Genomic DNA, 19,984 nt, shown 5'->3' with positions numbered 1-19,984 from the left:
AGTAAGAAGGTCAGCATGGGTAATGTTATACAAACGGGACTATGCGTTATACATTTGCGCCAGTTCCTGCTGAAGTTCGGTCGGGGTTTCCTTCAGTTTAGATTTTACAAATTTATTAAGCGCAGACGGTGAGTTGAATCCAAGGTCAAAAGCGATTTCCTTATGGGAAAAGTCAGAAAACAGAAGCTGACGTTTGATTTCCATTAGAATACGGTTATGAATCGCCTGAATGGCTGTTTCGCCGCAGTGTTTCTTTATGATTGAATTTAATTTTTTGGGACTTACCGCCAGTTCTTCCGCATAATACTGAACGGTTCTGTGCTCTTTGTAATGCTCATTCAGCAATTTTTTGAATCGCACATACATCGGTTTATCAGCTGTTTCTTTAGTGAAGATCGGGTGCAGGCCATGAACGGATTCTATTAAGCCCAACAGGAATATTTTAATCTGAAATCTTGCCTGCTCCTTTTTAATAAGACTCGGCTTCTGGTAAATTCCCTGAATGAGCCGAATGGTGTAAAGACTCTGTTCAAAATCCTCCGGAGACAAAACGGTGCAGTTAAGCTGCGTTGAAAGGTTAACATTATACGTGCTCAATTCATTTTTCAGGATATCCGAGCAGAACAGTATTTCTTCAAACAAAATGATTTTCCCTTTTAAATTTGCATCTGCATTAGAGATACAATGCACCTGCTCAGGGAATACAACGGAAATTTTTCCGGATTTTAGGGAATGAACTTTGTCCTCGATATGAAGCTGAAGCGTTCCGTCTTCAATAACAATAATTAAGAAATGATCTTTTTTATGAGGGTTCTTATAATGATTCAGATGCTCTTCATTCAAATCAAAAACCCGGAAAGAAAGATTTCTGTCTTCCTCCTTTTGAATATTCTTTTTTATCTCCAGTTTCTTCAGTCCACCCATTTTCTTATGATTAAAAAACGAAGCAACAAATCTATAACAAATCATTTTTAGTTTGCAAGATTTGAAAGGATGAAATTTTTTAGGAATTCTTTCTGTCTTTTCAATCAAAAGAATGTCGTCAAATCCGGATAATGCACAGGTCAAAACAGCACAGATCTTAATTTTTGACAGCTTAAAATTTCAAAAAACAGGAGCCATTTTGAACGTAAGATTCCAGCCATGATTTTTTGTCGGTTTCTTTCAGGACAAAAGCACAGCGGGATTTTCATCTCTCACCGAAAAAACCTATTTTTGCATATCTAAAAAAAGTAAAAGAAAAGAATGAATTCCTACAAAAATCCTTTGGAAGAACGCTATTCAAGCGAAGAAATGTTATTTAACTTCTCACATAATAACAAATTCCAGAATTGGAGAAAACTTTGGATTGCTCTTGCTGAAATCGAAAAAGACCTGGGGCTTGACATCACAGACGGGCAAATCGCTGAGCTGAAAGCCAATGCAGAAAATATTGATTATGATAAAGCGGCTGAGTATGAAAAAAAATTCCGTCATGATGTAATGGCTCACGTTCACGCGTATGGTGATGTGGCACCGTCAGCGAAGGGAATTATTCATCTTGGAGCTACTTCAGCTTTTGTAGGGGACAATACAGATTTAATTCAGATCCGTGACGGACTTTTAATCTTAAAGAAAAAGCTGGTTAACGTCATGAAAAATCTTTCGGATTTTGCGATCCAGTATAAAGATTTACCGACCTTAGGATTTACCCACTTCCAGCCGGCTCAGTTAACGACTGTCGGGAAAAGAGCTACCCTGTGGTTGCAAAGCTTAGTTCTTGATATTGAAGAACTGGATTTCTTCCTGGAAACATTAAGATTCAGAGGTGTAAAAGGAACGACCGGTACTGCGGCAAGTTTCTTAGAGCTTTTCAATGGTGATTATTCTAAAGTAAAACATTTGGATAAAGAATTGTCAAAAAGATTCGGTTTCGAAAAAGTATTCGGGGTTTCCGGGCAGACCTATGACAGGAAAATCGATGCAAAAGTGGTAGCTTTATTAGGAAATATCGCGCAGTCAGCACATAAATTCACAAACGATTTACGTCTTCTTCAGAATCTTAAAGAAATTGAAGAGCCCTTCGAGAAAAACCAGATCGGTTCATCCGCAATGGCCTATAAACGCAATCCGATGAGAAGCGAAAGAATCGGAGCGCTGGCAAAATATGTAATGTCTTTAACGACAAGTTCAGCAATGGTAGCTTCAACCCAGTGGTTTGAAAGAACACTGGATGATTCTGCAAATAAGAGATTAACGATTCCTCAGGCGTTTTTAGCAGTTGATGCCATTTTACTGATCTGGAATAACATCATGAACGGAATTGTGGTGTATCCGAACAGGATCAACAAACATATTATGGAAGAACTTCCTTTCATGGCGACAGAATATATTATTATGGAAGAAGTGAAAGCAGGTGGCGACCGACAGGAAATCCATGAAGTAATCAGGGTTCATTCCATGGAAGCTTCTAAAAAAGTGAAAGAAGAAGGTAAAGAAAATGACCTTATCGATAGAATTTTAAATGATGATTCCTTAAAACTGGATAAATCTAAATTAAAAGAAGTCCTCGATCCTAAAAACTTCATCGGTTTTGCTCCCATTCAGACGGAAGAATTCATCGCCAACGAAGTTCAGCCGATCATTGATGCTAATAAAGACCTGATCGGTTTAGAAGCTGATCTTAAAGTATAAACAGTATGCAGTCTTTTCGGCTGCATTTTTACTTTGTCAAAGTTTCAGACCTTTGACAAAGTTTACCCCGTAAAAAGAAACTCTAATTGCATCAGAATGAAAAAACTTCTTCTCTTCATTTCATTGGTTCCTATACTTTCTTTCTCTCAGCAGAAAGAAATTTTAAAGTATTTCAAATCAAAAGATTCGTTGGTGGGTGTTAAAAATCAGGACGGTAAAATTATTGTTCCTGCTCAGTTTAAAATATTTTCTGATCTTCAGGATGGAGAACCGGTGAAAGGAGAGACCATCTTTTTTGACGGTGACAGAAAAGGAGATCAGAGAGAAAAGAATGCCTGGGGATTTGTCTATGACAGAAAAGGGAATTTTCTCTACCGGCCTTTCTTTTATGATAACGGAGCAGATTATTTCTCAGAAGGGGTAAGAAGATTCGTCAAAAACGGAAAAGTGGGTTTTGTGGACAGAAACGGGACAGTCATCATAGAAGCCGGACATGATTTTGTGTCACCATTCAATTACGGATACGCTGTTTTTTGTGACGGTTGCGACTGGGAAAAAACAGAAGATGAACATAAAGCGATCGTAGGAGGAAAGTGGGGTGTGATGAATGGCAAAGGAGAAACAGCAGAACCCGTTGAAAAGTCTGTTAATACCATAGAAGTTGAAGGACAACATTTCCCGGACCCTTTCTTGTACAGTGAAAAAGAGAAGAATATTCTTCAGTTTTTCGAAAAACTGAATAAAAAGCTTTCCAATATTTATTATGTAAATGTGTATCATAAGCTATCTGAAAATGAAAAGAGATTATTCTTTGAAATCGTGGAAAGGCCAAAGGCAAATTTCCCATACTATCAGATCAATACTTATGATTACAGGAAAGTGGAAGCAGGAATGATGTATGATTTCAAATTCTTAGTCTCAGAAGACGGCAAAAATATTTTTGCTCTGGGTGAGGATGACGAAAAAATTCCCTTTGAAAAATGGCTGAAAAATGAATATGTCGAAGCCGAAAATTATCAGAGAGAACATCCGGATAATGCAAATAAACTAAATAACTAAAATAATACTCTATTATATAAAATAATGTTGCAGAATCAAAATCATCATCAATTAATGACCGATTTGAAGGAATTGGTTACCAAGACTAAAAGCGAAGTTGCTGTTCAGGTAAATTCTGCGATGGTGGTTTTATATTGGAAAATAGGACAAAGAATAAATGGAGATGTTTTAGGAAACAAAAGAGCAGAATATGGTAAAGAAGTGGTTTCACAAATTTCTCAGCACCTTACTTTAGAATTCGGAAGCTCTTTTTCAGAAAAAAATCTCCGAAAAATGATGCAATTTGCTTCTGTTTTCGAAGATTTTGAAATTGTCGCATCGGCGATGCGACAATTATCATGGACTCACTTTCTGCTTCTGATTCCAATTTCTGAAGATCCAAAAAGAAATTTTTATCTTGAAATTTGTAAAATTGAAAATTGGAGCGTTCGAACTTTAAAAGATAAGATAAGTTCTTTACTTTTTGAAAGAACAGCCATTAGTAAAAAACCCGATGAAATAATCAATAAAGAACTTGAAAACTGGTCTGGAAACCAAATTTTGAACCCAGATTTGGTTTTTAAGGATCCTTATTTTTTGGATTTTTTAGAATTGAAAGATACATTTTCCGAAAAAGATTTGGAGGAAGCCATCATTGTTGAACTGCAAAAATTTATTTCTGAACTAGGGATTGATTTTGCTTTTCTGTCCAGGCAAAAAAGAATTACAATAGACCATAGAGACTACTATTTGGATCTGCTTTTTTATCACAGGAGATTAAAATCTCTAATAGTTATTGAATTGAAGTTAGGAGAATTTGAAGCTTCCCATAAAGGACAAATGGAACTTTATCTTTCTTATCTTAATAAATATGAAAAAGTGGAAGGCGAAAATCCTCCTATTGGTCTCATTCTTTGTTCAGGAAAAAATTCCGAACATATAGAACTCATGAATTTAGAAGATGATCACATTAAAGTAGCAGAATACTTGCTTGTATTGCCCTCAGAGAAAGTTTTACTTGAAAAACTGAATCGTTCGATAGAAATTGCAAGGAATAAAATTGAAAATAAAAAATAAGTCTAATCATATTTAATATCTGGCATCTAATGTCTAATAACAAAAGAATTTTCGTAGAAAAAAGAGGTATTTTCGATGTAGAAAGTCCAAAAATTTTTGATGAAGTAAAAGCGGTGATTCCGTCTGTCCAAAGCGTAAAAGTATATAACATTTACGATATATTCGGATTGCAGGACGGTGAATTCGGAAAAGTGGTCAACAGCACTTTCGTAGACCCTGTTACTGATATTTTACATGAAGAAAATCCTGCAGAAGGAATTTTTTTCGCAATGGAATTTTTACCCGGTCAATACGATCAGCGTGCAGATTCTGCTCAGCAGTGTATTGCTTTACTGACTGAAAATGAGAAGTCTAAAGTAAGAAGCGGTAAATTAATCGAGTTTGAAGGAATTTCTGAATCCGATTTGGCAAAAATTAAAGATCTGCTCATCAATAAAGTCGAATCTCAGGAAAAGGATTTAAGCAACCTGGATATTCCGGCGGAAGAAACACCGTCAAAGGTTATTATTCACGAAAATTTCATCAGCTTTGATGATGCTCAGCTTGAAGAATTCTTTAACAATCATGGTTTTGCTTTAGGTTTGGATGATTTAAAATTCATTCAGGAATATTTTAAAACCGAACAGAGAAATCCTACGGAAACAGAACTTAAAGTTTTAGACACGTACTGGAGCGACCACTGTCGTCACACAACGTTTGAAACGGAACTGTCAGATATTGAATTCGATGGACCGTTTAAGCATACCCTGGAGACCATCTTCAATGATTATATTGAAAAAAGAAAATTCTTAGGACGAGAACTCAAGCCGATTTCCTTAATGGATCTGGCGACCGTCTGCGGAAGATATTTCCATAAAACCGGGGATTTGGAAAACCTTGTGGTTTCAGATGAAATCAACGCCTGTACGATCCGCATCGAAGCCGAATATGACGGTAAAAAAGAACCGTGGTATCTGTTATTCAAAAATGAAACCCACAATCACCCGACTGAAATTGAGCCTTTCGGTGGGGCATCCACCTGTCTGGGAGGTGCCATCAGAGATCCTTTGTCAGGACGTTCTTTCGTATTTCAGGCAATGAGACTCACGGGAGCAGCTGATGTATTGGAACCTGTTAATAAGACCTTACCGGGTAAATTACCTCAGAAAACAATCACAAAGCAGGCGGCCAACGGATATTCTTCTTACGGTAACCAGATCGGTCTGGCAACAACAATGGTTTCTGAAATCTACGATGAAGGCTACAAAGCAAAAAGAATGGAGGTTGGTTTCGTAGCTGGAGCCGTTCCTGTAGACTGGGTACGACGTGAAAAACCTGAAGCCGGTGATTCTATTATCATTTTAGGAGGCGCAACAGGCCGTGACGGTGTAGGCGGAGCAAGCGGAAGCTCAAAAGAACAGGATGAAACGTCTATTCACACCATGAGTTCCGAAGTTCAGAAAGGAAATGCGGTTGAAGAAAGAAAAATACAGAGACTGTTCAGAAATCCTGAAGTGACAAGACTGATTAAAAAATCCAATGACTTCGGAGCCGGAGGGGTTTCCGTAGCGATCGGGGAGATTGCTGATTCTTTGGAAGTTAATCTGGATGTTTTACCTTTAAAATATGAAGGTCTGAACGGAACGGAGCTTGCCATTTCTGAATCTCAGGAAAGAATGGCCGTAGTGGTAGAGCCAAAAGATAAAGAACAGTTTATTAAATTCTGTGAAGCTGAAAATATCGTGGCTGTTGAAGTGGCTAAGGTAACCGATTCAGGGAGAATGCAGATGTTCTGGAAAGGAGACAAAATCGTTGATCTTTCAAGAGCATTTTTAGACACCAATGGTTGTTCAAAAAGTCAGGAAGTTAAAATTACCCACCTGAATGAAATAAAAGAAGAAGTTCCTGCATTCAACGAAGAGAATTTCCTGAAAATTTTAAGTGATAAAAACGTAGCGTCTCAGAAAGGCCTGCTGGAAATGTTTGATTCTTCTATTGGCGCGACTACAGTGGCGATGCCGCTGGGCGGAAAATACCAGCAGACTTTAATGGAAGGAAGTGTTCAGACATTACCCATCATCGGAGCGAAAGATATTGAAACCGTTTCTCTGGCGAGTTGGGGATTTGATGCGGAGATTTCTAAGCAGAATTCTCTGTTGGGAGCTTCTTATGCCGTTGTAGAAAGTGTAGCAAAGATCGTTGCCATGGGTGGTGACTACAAAAATATCAGATTCAGTTTCCAGGAATATTTTGAGAAATTAGGACAGAACCCTGAAAAATGGGGGAAACCGTTGGCATCTTTGTTGGGAGCCTATGATGCCCAGATCAATTTCGGATTAGCAGCGATCGGGGGAAAAGATTCAATGAGCGGTACATACCAGGATCTGAATGTTCCGCCGACACTTATTTCTTTCGCATGTGCCAATGGTGAAAAGAAAACCATCATCTCTCCTGAATTTAAAAACGAAGGAAATAAAGTCTATTTCTTCAATCATATTGCTCAGGAAAACGAGCTTCCGGATTACGATGCTTTAAAAAGAGTTTTTGAATTTATTTTCGAAAATATCAAAGCCGGAAAAATTGTTTCAGTAAAAACGGTTAAAGAAGGCGGAGTTGCTGTTGCTTTAGCAAAAATGAGCTTCGGAAACAGATTAGGCGCTGAAATTACGGTTGATGAAAATGTTTTATTAACGAAAAATATAGGTAGCTTAATCATCGAATCTAAAGAAGAATTAAGTTCTGTAGATCTTCAGCTGATCGGTGAAGTTAAAAATTCAGCTGGTATCAGAATTAATGATGCTGAATTTGCTATTGAAAAATTATTAGCGGCGAATACCAATACCTTTGAAAACCTGTTCCCGACGGTTGAAAAAGAAAAAATAACGGTTGCGTTGGATGAGAAATTAAATTCCATCAACCCAAGGAATATCATCATCAAAAAACACGGAATCGCCCAGCCAAAAGTATTCGCTCCGGTTTTCCCGGGAACCAACTGTGAATACGATACGTTTAACGCTTTCGCGAAAGAAGGGGCTGTCATCAGCAGTTTACCTCTAATCAATATCAATCACCAGTTACTGGATGAAAGTATAGATGCGTGGGTTGAGGAAATCAAAACATCTCAGATTCTGGCATTCTCAGGAGGTTTCTCTGCGGGTGATGAACCGGACGGTTCTGCCAAGTTCATTGTGAATGTGTTGAAAAACGAAAAAATGAGAAATGCCGTTCACGAACTGTTAGACAGGGACGGAATGATCATCGGGATCTGCAACGGTTTCCAGGCATTGGTAAAATCCGGTTTGCTGCCTTACGGAAGAATCAAAGATCTGGATGAGAATTCTCCTACATTGGCTCACAATGCCATCAGAAGACATATTTCCCAGATGGTGAATGTAAGAGTCGTTAATGACGAATCTCCTTGGTTAACCGGAATGAAAGATCAGGTGTTCACCATTCCGATTTCTCATGGCGAAGGTCGTTTTATGGCTTCAGAAGAGGAGATCCAAAGGTTATACGAGAACGGACAGATCGCTACGCAGTATCTTGATTCAGAAGGAAACATCGCGCACGGAATGCCGTACAATCCAAATAACTCATTGTTCGGAATTGAAGGAATTACAAGTCCTGATGGCAAAATTTACGGACGAATGGGACACCCGGAGCGTTTTTCAGAAGGGCTCATGAAAAATATTCCAACTGCAAATTATCACAATATCTTCAAAAATGGAGTAAAATACTTTAAATAAGCGATAGTTTTGGCGAATTTTTTTAAGCTTTTAGTCAAACCTTACGATTTTTTTAACGGTAAGATGTAATAAAGTGAAAAAATAAATTGCTTAAATTGGTGGAGATTTTAATGACTCATCAATGCTAAAGTAAATGAAAAAAGTAATTTCAAATAAAAAAGTGACTGTCATTAATGGCAGTCATTTTTCCGATCTGGAAGGCTTCTACGAAGAGATTTCCCGGCTCCTGATGAATGACGAAGATTGGAAAATCGGGACCATGGATGGTTTTGATGATATTCTGTATGGAGCGGAAACAGATATTACCTGGGAAAATTCCCAAAAATCAGAAGAGGACCTGGGTGTTACTGCTACTAAAGAGTTCTATGAAAATAAAATCCGTCAGGGAAAACCTTTTAACGTTCAGTTGATTCGACAAAAGCTGGATGATCTGATAGACGGAAACGGACAGACCCTATTTGATATTTTAATTGAAATTATAGAATCCCATAAAAATATTACCTTAATTTTGAACTGATTTTGAGGTGAAACTATTAAGAATTTATTTAAATTTTGATACCTATCGGGCTTTGAATTGATGAAGTTTAAAATGATTGTCGGTGTGAGATAAGCGCTGTCATGCTGAGCCTGTCGAAGCGCTGTAATATCTTCGAAATTAAATACTTATAATTAAAAGTTAATGAAAAAAACAATTTATGGATTATTCTTCGGCGACAGCATCACGTATGGAGAATACGACGGCGTTTTCGGAGGCTGGGTAGATATTCTGAAAAGATATGCTCTGCAGAAATACAATGAAGGAAACAGCAATGAGCTGATTCTTTTTAATCTGGGAATTGGAGGTGAAACAACGGAAGGTCTCGTCAGGAGAATTCCACATGAAATGGCGGCACGGAATTCTGCTGAAGGGAACATGGTATTTCTTGGATATGGCGCCAATGATCTGGCCGTGAAAGACGGAACACAGATGGTACACCCGGAAAGCTTTAAAAAGAATATATTAACAGCCCTTCATGAGGCGAAAAAATATACCGACGATATTTACCTGATCAGTATACTTCCTTTCTCCAAAAATGTAGATGGGGTGGTGGTTGCCTCGGGAAAACGGAGAACAAATGAAGACGTTCTGGTTTATAATCAGATTCTGACAGATATTGCCCTTGAAAACGCATGCAGCTACATCGATTTTTATAAGGCTTATTCCGCTGACAAAGAAGTTCTTCTTTCGGCAGACGGTGTCCATCCTAACGAAAAAGGCTATGGCATGATGGCCGAAATAGCAATTCCAATCATTGAAAAATATTTATAATGCATTATTTATTTTCTTACGGAACCTTACAGAAGGAGCAGGTTCAGATCGAAACTTTCGGGAGACTTTTACAGGGAGAGAAGGATGTTCTTACAGGCTATAAGCTTAAAATGCTGGAAATCACTGATCCGGAAGTGTTGCGTAAAAGCAGCCAGAAATACCACCCTATTTTAGAGTTTTCAGGCAATACAGACGATGAAGTGGAGGGTGTTTTGTTTGAAGTTACCGAACAGGAGATTCTTCAGGCCGATGAGTATGAGGTAGATGATTATCAGAGAATTGAAGCCGTTTTTAAATCCGGAAAAAAAGGATTTATTTATGTAGAGAAATAAAAATGATATTCAGGTGTATTCAGATGGCCCGGACATCCGGGATGATGACAGAATTTAGTTAAAGAAATATTTCCAGTATACTGAAATTCCTACGGAAACAGCCAGGATCACCATCAGAATAACGGCTCCAGCGGCAATATCCTTAATGTAACCTATTCTTTCATCAAACTCAGGATGAATGATGTCGCAGATTTTTTCGATAGCGGTATTGAATATTTCTGCCATCAGAACACCGAAAGAAACAACCAGGATAAGAACGGTATCAGAAGATGAAAGGCCGAAATGAAAAATTAAAACCAGATTGATAAAGAAAGCGATGACTTCAATCCGAAAATTTCTTTCCCGCAGTACCATCATGAAAATGCCTCGGAAAGCATTGAAGAAACTTTTATGAATCGGTGGTTTTCGCATGACAGAAAGAATAGGTACAAATATAATTATTTGAATCGAAGAAAATTCTTATCTTTAGTCCTTTCTGGTATTTATTAACTATCAGAAAATTTAAAAGCAGAAATGATGTTGAAAAATCTTTGATTCTTGTTAATAACTCTCAGGATTATATTTTTCAGTCTATTTTCTATTTATTATATTTGTAAAAACTTATTTTTAAATCTATGAAATTTATTATTTCAAGTGGTGAACTGCAGAAGGCTTTGCAAACTGTAAGTGGCGTAATATCAAGCTCTCAGTCGAGACCGATTTTAGAAAACTATCTTTTTGAGTTAGACGGAAATAATGTTACCATTACAGCATCTGACGGTGAGACGACTCTTGTGACGTCCCTTGACGTGAAGTCTGATGACTCAGGAAAATTTGCTGTTCCTGCTAAGATTTTTCAGGATTTTATAAAGACTTATGGTGAACAGCCTTTAACATTGTCTGTAAGGGATAATGCAGAAGGTACCGGAAGTCAGCTTGAAATTCTTGACGAGAAAGATAATTTCGCAGTAGCATTGGATAATGCCGATGATTATCCGGAATTGCCGGAATTTGACGCTTCGCAAAGTGTAACAATGCCTGCCGGAGTTTTATCCGAAGCCCTTACCAACACGCTTTTCGCAACAAGTAATGATTCCCTCCGTCCGGTTATGACGGGAGTTCTCTTCCAGTTTGGGGAAAACGAGACTAATTTTGTTTCTACCGACTCCCACCGATTGGTCGTTTATAAAAGAATGGATCTGATGAATGCCGAACCTATGGAATTCATTATGCCTAAAAAACCGCTGAATATTTTCAAAAATATCCTCGCCAGCTCCAATGAAGATGTTACCATCGAATTTAATGAGAATATGGCCAAGTTCACTTTTGGGAAGCATATCTGGATCTGCAGACTGATTGATGGGAAATATCCGAACTATACTGCGGTAATTCCTAAGGAAAACCCGAATGTACTGACCATTAACAGAAGTCTTTTACTGGGAGCCATTAAAAGAGCTTCTATTATGTCTAATAAATCCACCAACCAGGTGAGATTTAAGCTCTCTGCCAATATCCTTCACCTCCATGCTGAAGATACGGAGTATGCCAATAAAGCAGACATGCAGATTCCTTGCGACTATAACGGGGAAGATATCAATATCGGATTCAGCTCAAAATTCCTGACGGAAATGCTGTCCATTCTTGGCGCTGATGATATTACCATGAAGATGTCCCAGCCTAACAGACCGGGAATTATTGAGCCGCTGGATGGTCTCGAAGAAAATGAAAATATACTCATGTTATCAATGCCGGTAATCGGATTGTAATATTATAAGATATAAAATCATAAAGAGATTGAAAATTTTTCAGTCTCTTTTATTTTTTAGAATGACTATGCAAAGATTATTTACATTGCTGTTCTTACTGCAATTTATCATTCTTTTTTCTCAGAAAAATATTAAAGTTTATTATGAGAGAAAAGGAGATACCATGGTTTACTATGCCGATAACCAGGAACTGTTTCCCATGTCTTTTGTATTTTCCCGCCAGCCCGAACTTGAAAATATGAGAAGTCCTGAAATGTTCAGAACTATCCAGGTGATTCCGTCAAAATCATTAAAAAACAGGGTCGCTTATTTTATTGTTAAGGATAAGTCTAAAGAATGGGGTGCAGTCATGCCTCCATATATGATGTATATCGGGGATGTAACCCTGAAAAACTATGATGCCGATTACCCTTATGACCTGCCCTTCCGGAAAGGAAGGTCTTCCACCGTATACCAGGGATACAACGGCAGTTTTTCACACCAGAATGAAAATTCATTAGATTTTACCATGCCGGAAGGAACAGAAGTGGTCGCTGCCCGCGAAGGACAGGTGATCGATCTTGTAAAACATAATACGATAGGTTGTCCGACCCGGAATTGTGCAGACAAGGCCAATTATATTACCATCATGCATCCGGACGGAACATTTGCCCATTACTATCATTTAAAGCAAAACGGCGTTAACGTCAATATCGGAAATCAGGTGAAAAAAGGTGATGTCATAGGTCTTAGCGGAAATACCGGGTGGAGTAAAGGACCCCATCTTCACTTTGTATGCTATATTCCAAGTGCGACAGATGACAAATTCAGGAAAACACTGAAAACACTTTTCAGGACAGGAACCGGAAATAAAACGGAGTATCTTGTTGAGAAAAAAACATACTTAAGAGCATATTGAAGAAAATAAAATTAAAAATGGTTTATCCCTATTTAAAGTTATCTCTAAATTTCGATATTTCTCAAAAAAACACGACATTTGTAGACTCAAAAATTGAAGTAGAAATTTCAAAATAATAAGATGAGACCGGTAGGTTTTATCTGACCTTAGAAAAAATAAAGATTATCAGATGAAAATATCAAACAATTGGCTTAAAGACTACATTAAAACGGAATTAAAGACGGAAAGAATCGGCGAATTCCTTACAGATATCGGTCTTGAAGTTGAAGGGATAGAAAAATTTGAAAGTGTGAAAGGCAGTCTGGAAGGGATCGTTGTAGGTAAAGTACTGACTTGCGAGAAACATCCGAATGCTGATAAACTAAAGAAAACAACAGTAGAAATAGGAAACGGAAAAGTTTTACATATTGTCTGCGGAGCTCCTAATGTGGAAGCGGGACAGATTGTTCCGGTAGCTGTTGTAGGAACTAAAATCTATGACAAAACCGGAAACTTTTTTGAGATCAAAGAAGCCAAGATCAGGGGAGAGGTTTCGCAGGGAATGATCTGTGCGGAAGATGAGCTGGGCCTGAGTGATGATCACGGCGGTATCATGGTTTTGGATGATGAGAAGTATGAGGTTGGAAAAAAATTTGGGGATTATTTTGAACTGACAAATGATGAGGTTTTTGAAATTGGTCTTACGCCCAACAGAACCGATGCCATGTCTCACTATGGGGTGGCAAGAGATCTTTACGCGTATCTTTCGACCAACAAGCAGAAGTCTGAGTTTGAAAAAATATCTTCTGAATCCCTGAATAACGAAGGTTCTCATGGGTTTACTTTAGAAGTTGAAGATGCAGAACTCTGTCCGAGATACATCGGTGCTGTAATCGAAAATGTTAAAGTTGCAGAATCTCCGGCCTGGCTGAAAAACAGGCTGAAAGCAATTGGCTTAAGCCCTATTAACAATGTTGTCGATATTACCAATTATGTTCTACATGGATACGGGCAGCCGCTTCACGCTTTTGATGCAGACAAAATTGCAGATCAGAAAGTAAAAGTGGGAACAGTAAAAGAGGGAACAAAATTTACCACTTTAGATGGCGTTGAAAGAACATTGAACGGTACGGAAATCATTATTAAAGACGGAAAAGATACTCCCATGTGTATTGCAGGAGTATTTGGTGGGGCTACTTCAGGAGTTTCTGGAGAGACGACCACTATTTTCCTTGAAAGCGCTTATTTCAACCCTGTTGCCGTAAGAAAAGGAGCTAAATTCCATGGTCTGAATACCGATGCATCATTCAGGTTTGAAAGAGGAGTAGACCCGAATATTACCAGAACAGCCATTACCCACGCCATCAGATTAATCACTGAACTGGCAGAAGGAAAACTTGTCGGAGATCTGTTGGAAGAATATCCTAAGAAGATCGAGGATAGCTATGTGATCATCAGGTTCTCTAAAATTGAACAGATTTTAGGGACTAAAATTCACAGAGAGAAGGTAAAAGAAATTTTAAAGGCGCTGGAAATTCAGGTACTGAATGAGATCCAGAATGGCCTGGAAATTTCTGTTCCGGCTTACAGAGGAGATGTGACTAGAGAAATCGATGTTATCGAAGAGATCCTGAGAATTTACGGATATAATAAAATCGATGCTCCTCAGAAAATTTCGTTTACGCCGGTGAAGTTAAATGCTCATGATCAGGATGAATTAGAAAACAGCTGGGCCAGAAATTTACAGAGTTTAGGGTTTAATGAAGTAATGAATAATTCTCTGACTTTTGTGAAAGATGAAACCGATGCGGTAAAACTGTTAAATCCTTTAAGCAATGATTTGGCATTTATGAGAAAATCTTTACTGGAAGGTCTTCTTCAGAATGCAATCTACAATATCAACAGAAAAAATCAGGATATCAGGTTCTTCGAATTCGGAAAAATTTATCATAAAAAGGATAAATATGAAGAAAGAAAACAACTGGCACTTTTAGTGACCGGAAGAGATGTAGCAGAAAACTGGCTTCAGCCGAAATCAGCCACCAGTTTCTTCAATTTAAAAGCTTATGTGAAAGTTTTACTGGAAAAACTGACTGTCGATTATAAAGAAGTGGCTTTGTCTGATGAAAGGTTTTCAGATGCTTTGGCGTATGAAACAGACGGAAGAGTTTTGGTAAGAATCGGAAAAGTTTCTGCCCAGATGCTGAAAGATTTTGATATCGACCAGGAATGTTTCTATGCTGAAATAGAATTGGAATTTGCTCAGGAACTTCGCGCTGCAAATGAACTGAAATTTAAAGATATTCCTAAATTCAACAAAATCAGGAGAGACCTTGCATTGCTGATTGATAAGCATGTGAACTACGAAGATCTTTACCAGACGGCAAAGAAGAATAAGTCTCCTTATATTAAGAACATCAATCTTTTTGATGTTTATGAAGGCAAAAATCTGCCGGAAGGTAAAAAGTCTTATGCCATGAGTTTTGAGCTTTTAAATGAAGAGAAAACACTGGAAGAAAAAGAAATTGCAGTAGTGATGGATTCTCTGATTAAATCTTTCCAGAAAGAATTCAATGCCGAATTGAGATCATAATATTAGAATATTACAATAGACATATTCATATATAAACGGACTTTCTTGAGTCCGTTTTTTTATTTGTTGCAGGGTAGCTCATTTTTTTCGGAAAAATTCGCAGTAATCTCCAGGTAATACTTAGAAATAAATCGGTGATCCGGGAAGAATAAAATCCTTTGAAAACCGTTATGATAATAATATTTCCGTAAATTTGGTTTAAATAAATAAAAATAAAAAATGAAAAATATCTTTTTAAGTATAGGTGCCACAGTGTTGTTAGCGTCATGTGGGTCTATGACGAGTTCCTCTGCTTCAAAAGTAGGAAAGGCACAGCCATCACTGGCAAGTACAAAATGGGAACTTGCCGATAATGTAAAAGGGAAAATACCTACTTTAAATATCGAAGGAGAAAAGATCAACGGAAATGCAGGGTGTAATAATTATTTTGGAACGGCTAAAGTAGATCCTGCAAATGGAAATTTTTCTGCCGGACAACTGGGATCTACCAGAATGGCTTGTGATAATATGAGCGTAGAACAGAATTTTATGGATATGGTAGGAAAAGCCAATAAATATGTAGTGTCAGGAAATACACTGGAATTATATAAAGATAACTTATTGCTTCTGAAATTTAATAAAGCACAGTAAAAATAAAAGGAACTCAATCTGAGTTCCTTTTTTATGGGTAAAATTATTATTCTTCCTCTTCTTCGTCGTACTTCGCCAATTCTTCATCACACCATTTGAAAGCAGCTTCTACTACTTTAGTAGCCTCATCTGCCATCGTTTCCTCGTCGTCTCCTTCCAGATCATCTAACCATTCAACTTCTTCTTCTTCAACATTTAAGATGAATCTTGGATATTCTGTATGAACTACGAATAAATCTTCTGGAAATTCCGAATTATCTGCTAATAAAAACTTTGGTAATTTCATTTTTTTAATATTTTAACTTTAAATCAAAGATAATAAAATTATTGATATTTGTTCTTGTCGATCTTAACTTTTTGCAAAACTTTATAACGCGTTAATGTTGTTTTCTGCAGCGTATCCTCAGGCTTGAAGGTAATACTTACCTGTGGATTTACCGTACTGATCAGTTCTGCTACCTGTATTTTTTCCAGGTCCAGTTCTTCGATGATAAAAAACTTCAGTGGGGCTTTATCAAGCTTCTCTGTTTTCAGGAATTCCGTGATTTTTTTTCTGTTTTCAAGATAATTTCCTCTGGAAAGCCAGGTGAAAAGCATCCCGGACATGAGGCTTAAAAATCCTACCACATACACCTTTATTCCGAAAAGCGAGAAAAGCCTTTTCAGGTACACCAGCCAGACCGGAAGGCTGAAAGGAGCCATCAACCGGTAATCTATCGGATTTACAGAATAGAAATACTGCACGAAATAGGAACAGACGATTCCTGCAATACTTACAAAAATATAGAAAAACTCAGCGTCCGAAAGCTTATACTTAATAAAAAGGTAAATGATGAAAAGAATGTTGACCAGACCGATGCCGTAAATGGCATAATTAATAATACCTCCACCCGGATTGGCAATATGAATAAAAGGATTGAAAGTCGTACACAATCCCTGAAATAACTGGATCAGCAATTCCGGAGTCGTATGCAGGCCCATTTCTAAAAATTGCTGAACATATTCTGCGTTAAAATAGTCTATAAAAAGAAATTTATATAGGACAATAAATACCATGCCGACCGTTGCTGAAATGATAAAGGAAATGCCATAGGTTCTCTTCAGGAAGATCAGGCCGTACAGACCGGTTCCTCCGATGATAAAAAGAGCACTGTATCGTATGTTATAGAGGGCTATTAAACACAGGGACAGATAAAAAACGGACTGCCATTTTCCAAGCTTTCCATTAATGGTAAGCATGGCCGTGTACATGAAAAGAACGACAAAAGGTAAGATCAGCGCCTCACTCATGGTGTAAGAAAAAATAGAAAGAAAACTGAATAATGTACATAAAACAACAGATTCCCGGAAGTAGAACTTTTTTCTCCAGGCAAAAAAAACGATAAATAAGAAAGCCAGAAGTCCGATGACTTTACTGCTCCAGAACTCATCCGGTCCGAAATAAGTAAAGAACTTTATAGCAGCAGGATATCCTAATGGCGTCGTGGTATTATCAATAACCGGCAGTGCGCGGGCAAATCTCATATAGCGGATAGAATCAGGGTTCACCCTTCCTTTTTCATTGAGTAAAAAACGCAAAATGGTCATCATAAAAGTTATGATGACCAGTAATATCTGAATATTCTTTTCTTTAAGTTTTATCAAAGCGTAGTAGTTAAATTATAAATTAATAGCTTGAGCCCAAATTTATAACTATAACTCATAACTTTAAAATTATTTCGAAAACATTTCTGCTACTTTTTCAGCTTTTTTGCTTTCGGAGTAGTCATAAAAACCTTCCCCTGATTTTACGCCGAGCTTTCCTGCCATTACCATGTTTACCAAGAGTGGATTAGGAGCATATTTAGGATTTTTGAAACCGTCATACATCACGTTCAGGATCGCCAGGCAAACATCAAGACCGATAAAATCTGCCAGCTGAAGCGGCCCCATCGGATGAGCCATTCCCAGCTTCATCACCGTATCGATTTCTGCAACCCCGGCAACCCCGTTATATAAAGTTTCGATAGATTCGTTGATCATTGGCATCAGGATTCTGTTGGCCACAAAGCCGGGATAATCATTAACTTCTACAGGAACTTTTCCTAAAGTTTTACTCATCTCATAGATAGAGTCAAAAGTTTCTTTAGAAGTAGAATACCCTTTGATGATCTCTACCAGTTTCATAATGGGCACAGGATTCATAAAGTGCATCCCGATAACTTTATCAGCCCTTTTGGTAGCGGCGGCAATTTTCGTGATAGAGATCGATGAAGTATTGGTAGCCAGAATACAGTTTTCAGGGGCAAACTCATCCATCTGTCCGAAGATCTTCAGCTTCAGTTCCTGGTTTTCGGTCGCTGCTTCTACAATAAGGTCCGCCGCTCCTACGGCATCCTGAAGTGCAGTGAAAGTCGAAATATTTCCCAATGTCTCAGCCTTCTGTTCTTCAGTAAGGTTTCCCTTTGCAATTATTCTGTCAAGATTGGTAGTAATGGTTTTCAGGCCTCTGTCCAAAGCTTCCTGAGATACATCTACGAGGTTCACTTTAAACCCGCTTTGCGCAAAAGTATGGGCAATACCGTTCCCCATGGTTCCAGCTCCGATAACTACAATGTTTTTGATCATTTTTCTTTTATTTTTTATAGATAGTTAGATTCCTAGCGTTGGCTAAATCAGCTTTTTTCACCATTTCGGTTTCCTCAAAACCTATGGTTCCGTCATGATTTTTCTGTCTGGCATTATTCTGGGCTTCCACAGCAGATTTCAGCCCTTTCACAAACGCTGTTTTCTGTTTCCTGGTAAGTTGATCTGTCCCTATATACAGGTTAAATTCACCTTCTCTTCCCAGACCGCTCTGTCTGTAGACTTCCAGGTTTTTAATTTTATTTTTCTTCTTGAATTGAGTAATATATTGGTCTACGGGTGCTGTAGACGGAGTTCCGCAGCAGATGCTGCCATATCTCAGTTGCAGATAGTTATCTCCCTTCTGGGCACAGAAAAGTGAAAAACTGAAAATTCCTGCGAGTACTATTATTTTTTTCATAATGAATATCTTTTACAGCCGCCTAAAATTAAGCCTAAAATTTTACTTATTAAAATAATCCCACACTGTTTTGGAAACATCGGAAATAATTTTACAGTTTACTGCATCGCTTTCCGTTGAATTGCTGACGAATACGGCTATGGCGTAATGCCGCTGAGAAGGCAAAGTGACGATCGCAATTTCGTTCTCAGCGCCGGTAAGTCCTTCCTTATTCTTTCCTGAAGCACCCGTTTTTCTGGCCACCGGGGTGCCTTCCGGGAGCTGTTCTATCAGTTTGTTTTTTCCGGTAGATGTGGATAATAATACTTTTGTCAGGTAGTCAGTTGATTTTTTTGATAACAATTTCCCGTCATACAGCTTTTTCAGCACATCGACTGCCGATTTTGCGGTACTGTAATTTTCATATTGCGCATTCCAATCCCTGTGCATAGTGGCCTCATTATATTTGATCCGGAATCCCTTTACGCCTTTAGCATCCATAAATTTCTGCACGCTCTGTGTGCCTCCGAGTAATTTCAGTAAAATATCGCAGCCGTTATTATCACTTTTCGCTACAGTATATTCAAGAATCTCACGTAGCGGGACCTCAACATTTCCACCGGGATATTTATCCCGTAGCGGCGACCATGTATTTTCCAGCAGATTGGTTTTATTCAACAGGATTTTCTGACCAAGCGAAAGCTTTCCGTTATCTACCAGGTGCAGGACTGCTGCTGCAATATGGAATTTAAACACACTCTGCATCGGAAGCTTTTTATCCTGGTTTTTGTTATAAATAAAGCCGTCTTCAAAACTGAGAACAGAAATGCCCACGGTAGCTTTTTTATCTTTAATGATGGCATTGATTTTTTGTTCTAAAACAGATTGCTGGGCAAACATACACGCAGAAATCAGAAGAAAAAACAGACTGATTTTTTTCATAATAAGTAAGGTTACAAAAAATCCTTCTTAAAAAGAAGG

The 19,984-nt window shown here is 38.0% G+C and carries 18 protein-coding genes; 11 read left to right on the top strand and 7 right to left on the bottom strand.

Going from position 1 to position 19,984, the window contains the following annotated elements; genetic code table 11:
- Window positions 1-39 precede the first annotated feature (39 nt).
- A complete protein-coding gene (locus ODZ84_RS04700; RefSeq protein WP_266175842.1) occupies window positions 40-969 on the bottom strand; it encodes an AraC family transcriptional regulator in 930 nt (309 codons plus the stop codon).
- Window positions 970-1,245: 276 nt separating this feature from the next.
- Here ODZ84_RS04700 and purB point away from each other — a divergent pair, with 276 nt between their 5' ends.
- The 7 genes from purB (at window position 1,246) to ODZ84_RS04665 (ending at window position 10,154) form a co-directional block, all read left to right on the top strand.
- Window positions 1,246-2,673 carry an adenylosuccinate lyase gene (purB, locus tag ODZ84_RS04695; protein ID WP_266175841.1) on the top strand — a complete coding sequence of 476 codons (1,428 nt, stop codon included), beginning with the start codon at window positions 1,246-1,248 and terminating at the stop codon, window positions 2,671-2,673.
- 96 nt (window positions 2,674-2,769) lie between these two features.
- Window positions 2,770-3,732: a WG repeat-containing protein gene (locus ODZ84_RS04690; protein ID WP_266175840.1), complete on the top strand. Its 963-nt coding sequence runs from the start codon at window positions 2,770-2,772 to the stop codon at window positions 3,730-3,732.
- Window positions 3,733-3,756: 24 nt separating this feature from the next.
- Entirely contained in the window at window positions 3,757-4,788 is a 1,032-nt protein-coding gene (locus ODZ84_RS04685) for a PDDEXK nuclease domain-containing protein (protein ID WP_266175839.1), read from the top strand.
- A gap of 29 nt (window positions 4,789-4,817) precedes the next feature.
- Window positions 4,818-8,513 carry a phosphoribosylformylglycinamidine synthase gene (locus ODZ84_RS04680; protein WP_266175838.1) on the top strand — a complete coding sequence of 1,232 codons (3,696 nt, stop codon included), beginning with the start codon at window positions 4,818-4,820 and terminating at the stop codon, window positions 8,511-8,513.
- A 133-nt stretch (window positions 8,514-8,646) separates the two neighbouring features.
- Window positions 8,647-9,030 carry a ribonuclease inhibitor gene (locus ODZ84_RS04675; RefSeq protein ID WP_266175837.1) on the top strand — a complete coding sequence of 128 codons (384 nt, stop codon included), beginning with the start codon at window positions 8,647-8,649 and terminating at the stop codon, window positions 9,028-9,030.
- A gap of 162 nt (window positions 9,031-9,192) precedes the next feature.
- Window positions 9,193-9,822, top strand: a complete 630-nt coding sequence (locus tag ODZ84_RS04670; RefSeq protein WP_266175836.1) for an SGNH/GDSL hydrolase family protein — start codon at window positions 9,193-9,195, stop codon at window positions 9,820-9,822.
- Window positions 9,822-10,154: a gamma-glutamylcyclotransferase family protein gene (locus ODZ84_RS04665; protein ID WP_266175835.1), complete on the top strand. Its 333-nt coding sequence runs from the start codon at window positions 9,822-9,824 to the stop codon at window positions 10,152-10,154. Before ODZ84_RS04670 ends, ODZ84_RS04665 begins: the two co-directional genes overlap by 1 nt.
- A gap of 54 nt (window positions 10,155-10,208) precedes the next feature.
- Here the strand turns inward: ODZ84_RS04665 and ODZ84_RS04660 are convergent, their stop codons facing one another.
- Window positions 10,209-10,565 (bottom strand): diacylglycerol kinase, encoded by a 357-nt coding sequence (locus ODZ84_RS04660; protein ID WP_266175834.1) that lies wholly within the window; start codon window positions 10,563-10,565, stop codon window positions 10,209-10,211.
- A gap of 203 nt (window positions 10,566-10,768) precedes the next feature.
- Here ODZ84_RS04660 and dnaN point away from each other — a divergent pair, with 203 nt between their 5' ends.
- The 4 genes from dnaN to ODZ84_RS04640 all read left to right on the top strand — a co-directional run bounded on the left by dnaN (window position 10,769) and on the right by ODZ84_RS04640 (window position 15,999).
- On the top strand, window positions 10,769-11,899 hold the full coding sequence (gene dnaN, locus ODZ84_RS04655) for a DNA polymerase III subunit beta (RefSeq protein WP_266175833.1): 1,131 nt from the start codon (window positions 10,769-10,771) through the stop codon (window positions 11,897-11,899).
- Between the two features lie 67 nt (window positions 11,900-11,966).
- Window positions 11,967-12,797, top strand: a complete 831-nt coding sequence (locus ODZ84_RS04650; protein WP_266175832.1) for a M23 family metallopeptidase — start codon at window positions 11,967-11,969, stop codon at window positions 12,795-12,797.
- Window positions 12,798-12,966: 169 nt separating this feature from the next.
- Window positions 12,967-15,369 (top strand): phenylalanine--tRNA ligase subunit beta, encoded by a 2,403-nt coding sequence (pheT, locus tag ODZ84_RS04645; protein WP_266175831.1) that lies wholly within the window; start codon window positions 12,967-12,969, stop codon window positions 15,367-15,369.
- Window positions 15,370-15,588: 219 nt separating this feature from the next.
- Window positions 15,589-15,999: an META domain-containing protein gene (locus tag ODZ84_RS04640; RefSeq protein WP_266175830.1), complete on the top strand. Its 411-nt coding sequence runs from the start codon at window positions 15,589-15,591 to the stop codon at window positions 15,997-15,999.
- 46 nt (window positions 16,000-16,045) lie between these two features.
- On the opposite strand, the gene ODZ84_RS04635 is transcribed toward ODZ84_RS04640, so the two are convergent.
- The 5 genes from ODZ84_RS04635 to bla-A all read right to left on the bottom strand — a co-directional run bounded on the left by ODZ84_RS04635 (window position 16,046) and on the right by bla-A (window position 19,945).
- Window positions 16,046-16,285, bottom strand: coding sequence for a hypothetical protein (locus ODZ84_RS04635; protein WP_007845674.1), 240 nt, complete (start codon window positions 16,283-16,285; stop codon window positions 16,046-16,048).
- 38 nt (window positions 16,286-16,323) lie between these two features.
- The gene (locus tag ODZ84_RS04630) at window positions 16,324-17,643 is read right to left on the bottom strand and encodes a hypothetical protein (RefSeq protein WP_266175829.1); all 1,320 of its coding nucleotides are present in this window, start codon (window positions 17,641-17,643) and stop codon (window positions 16,324-16,326) included.
- A 69-nt stretch (window positions 17,644-17,712) separates the two neighbouring features.
- The gene (locus ODZ84_RS04625; protein WP_266177327.1) at window positions 17,713-18,603 is read right to left on the bottom strand and encodes a 3-hydroxybutyryl-CoA dehydrogenase; all 891 of its coding nucleotides are present in this window, start codon (window positions 18,601-18,603) and stop codon (window positions 17,713-17,715) included.
- Between the two features lie 10 nt (window positions 18,604-18,613).
- Window positions 18,614-19,024 carry a hypothetical protein gene (locus ODZ84_RS04620; RefSeq protein ID WP_266175828.1) on the bottom strand — a complete coding sequence of 137 codons (411 nt, stop codon included), beginning with the start codon at window positions 19,022-19,024 and terminating at the stop codon, window positions 18,614-18,616.
- A gap of 42 nt (window positions 19,025-19,066) precedes the next feature.
- The gene (gene bla-A / locus ODZ84_RS04615) at window positions 19,067-19,945 is read right to left on the bottom strand and encodes a CGA/CIA family class A beta-lactamase (RefSeq protein ID WP_266175827.1); all 879 of its coding nucleotides are present in this window, start codon (window positions 19,943-19,945) and stop codon (window positions 19,067-19,069) included.
- Window positions 19,946-19,984: the final 39 nt, after the last annotated feature.

This window comes from Chryseobacterium fluminis (genome assembly GCF_026314945.1).
GTDB lineage: Bacteria > Bacteroidota > Bacteroidia > Flavobacteriales > Weeksellaceae > Chryseobacterium > Chryseobacterium fluminis.
The sequence above is the reverse complement of the archived record's forward strand: the minus strand, read 5'-3'. Positions and strand labels throughout refer to the sequence as shown.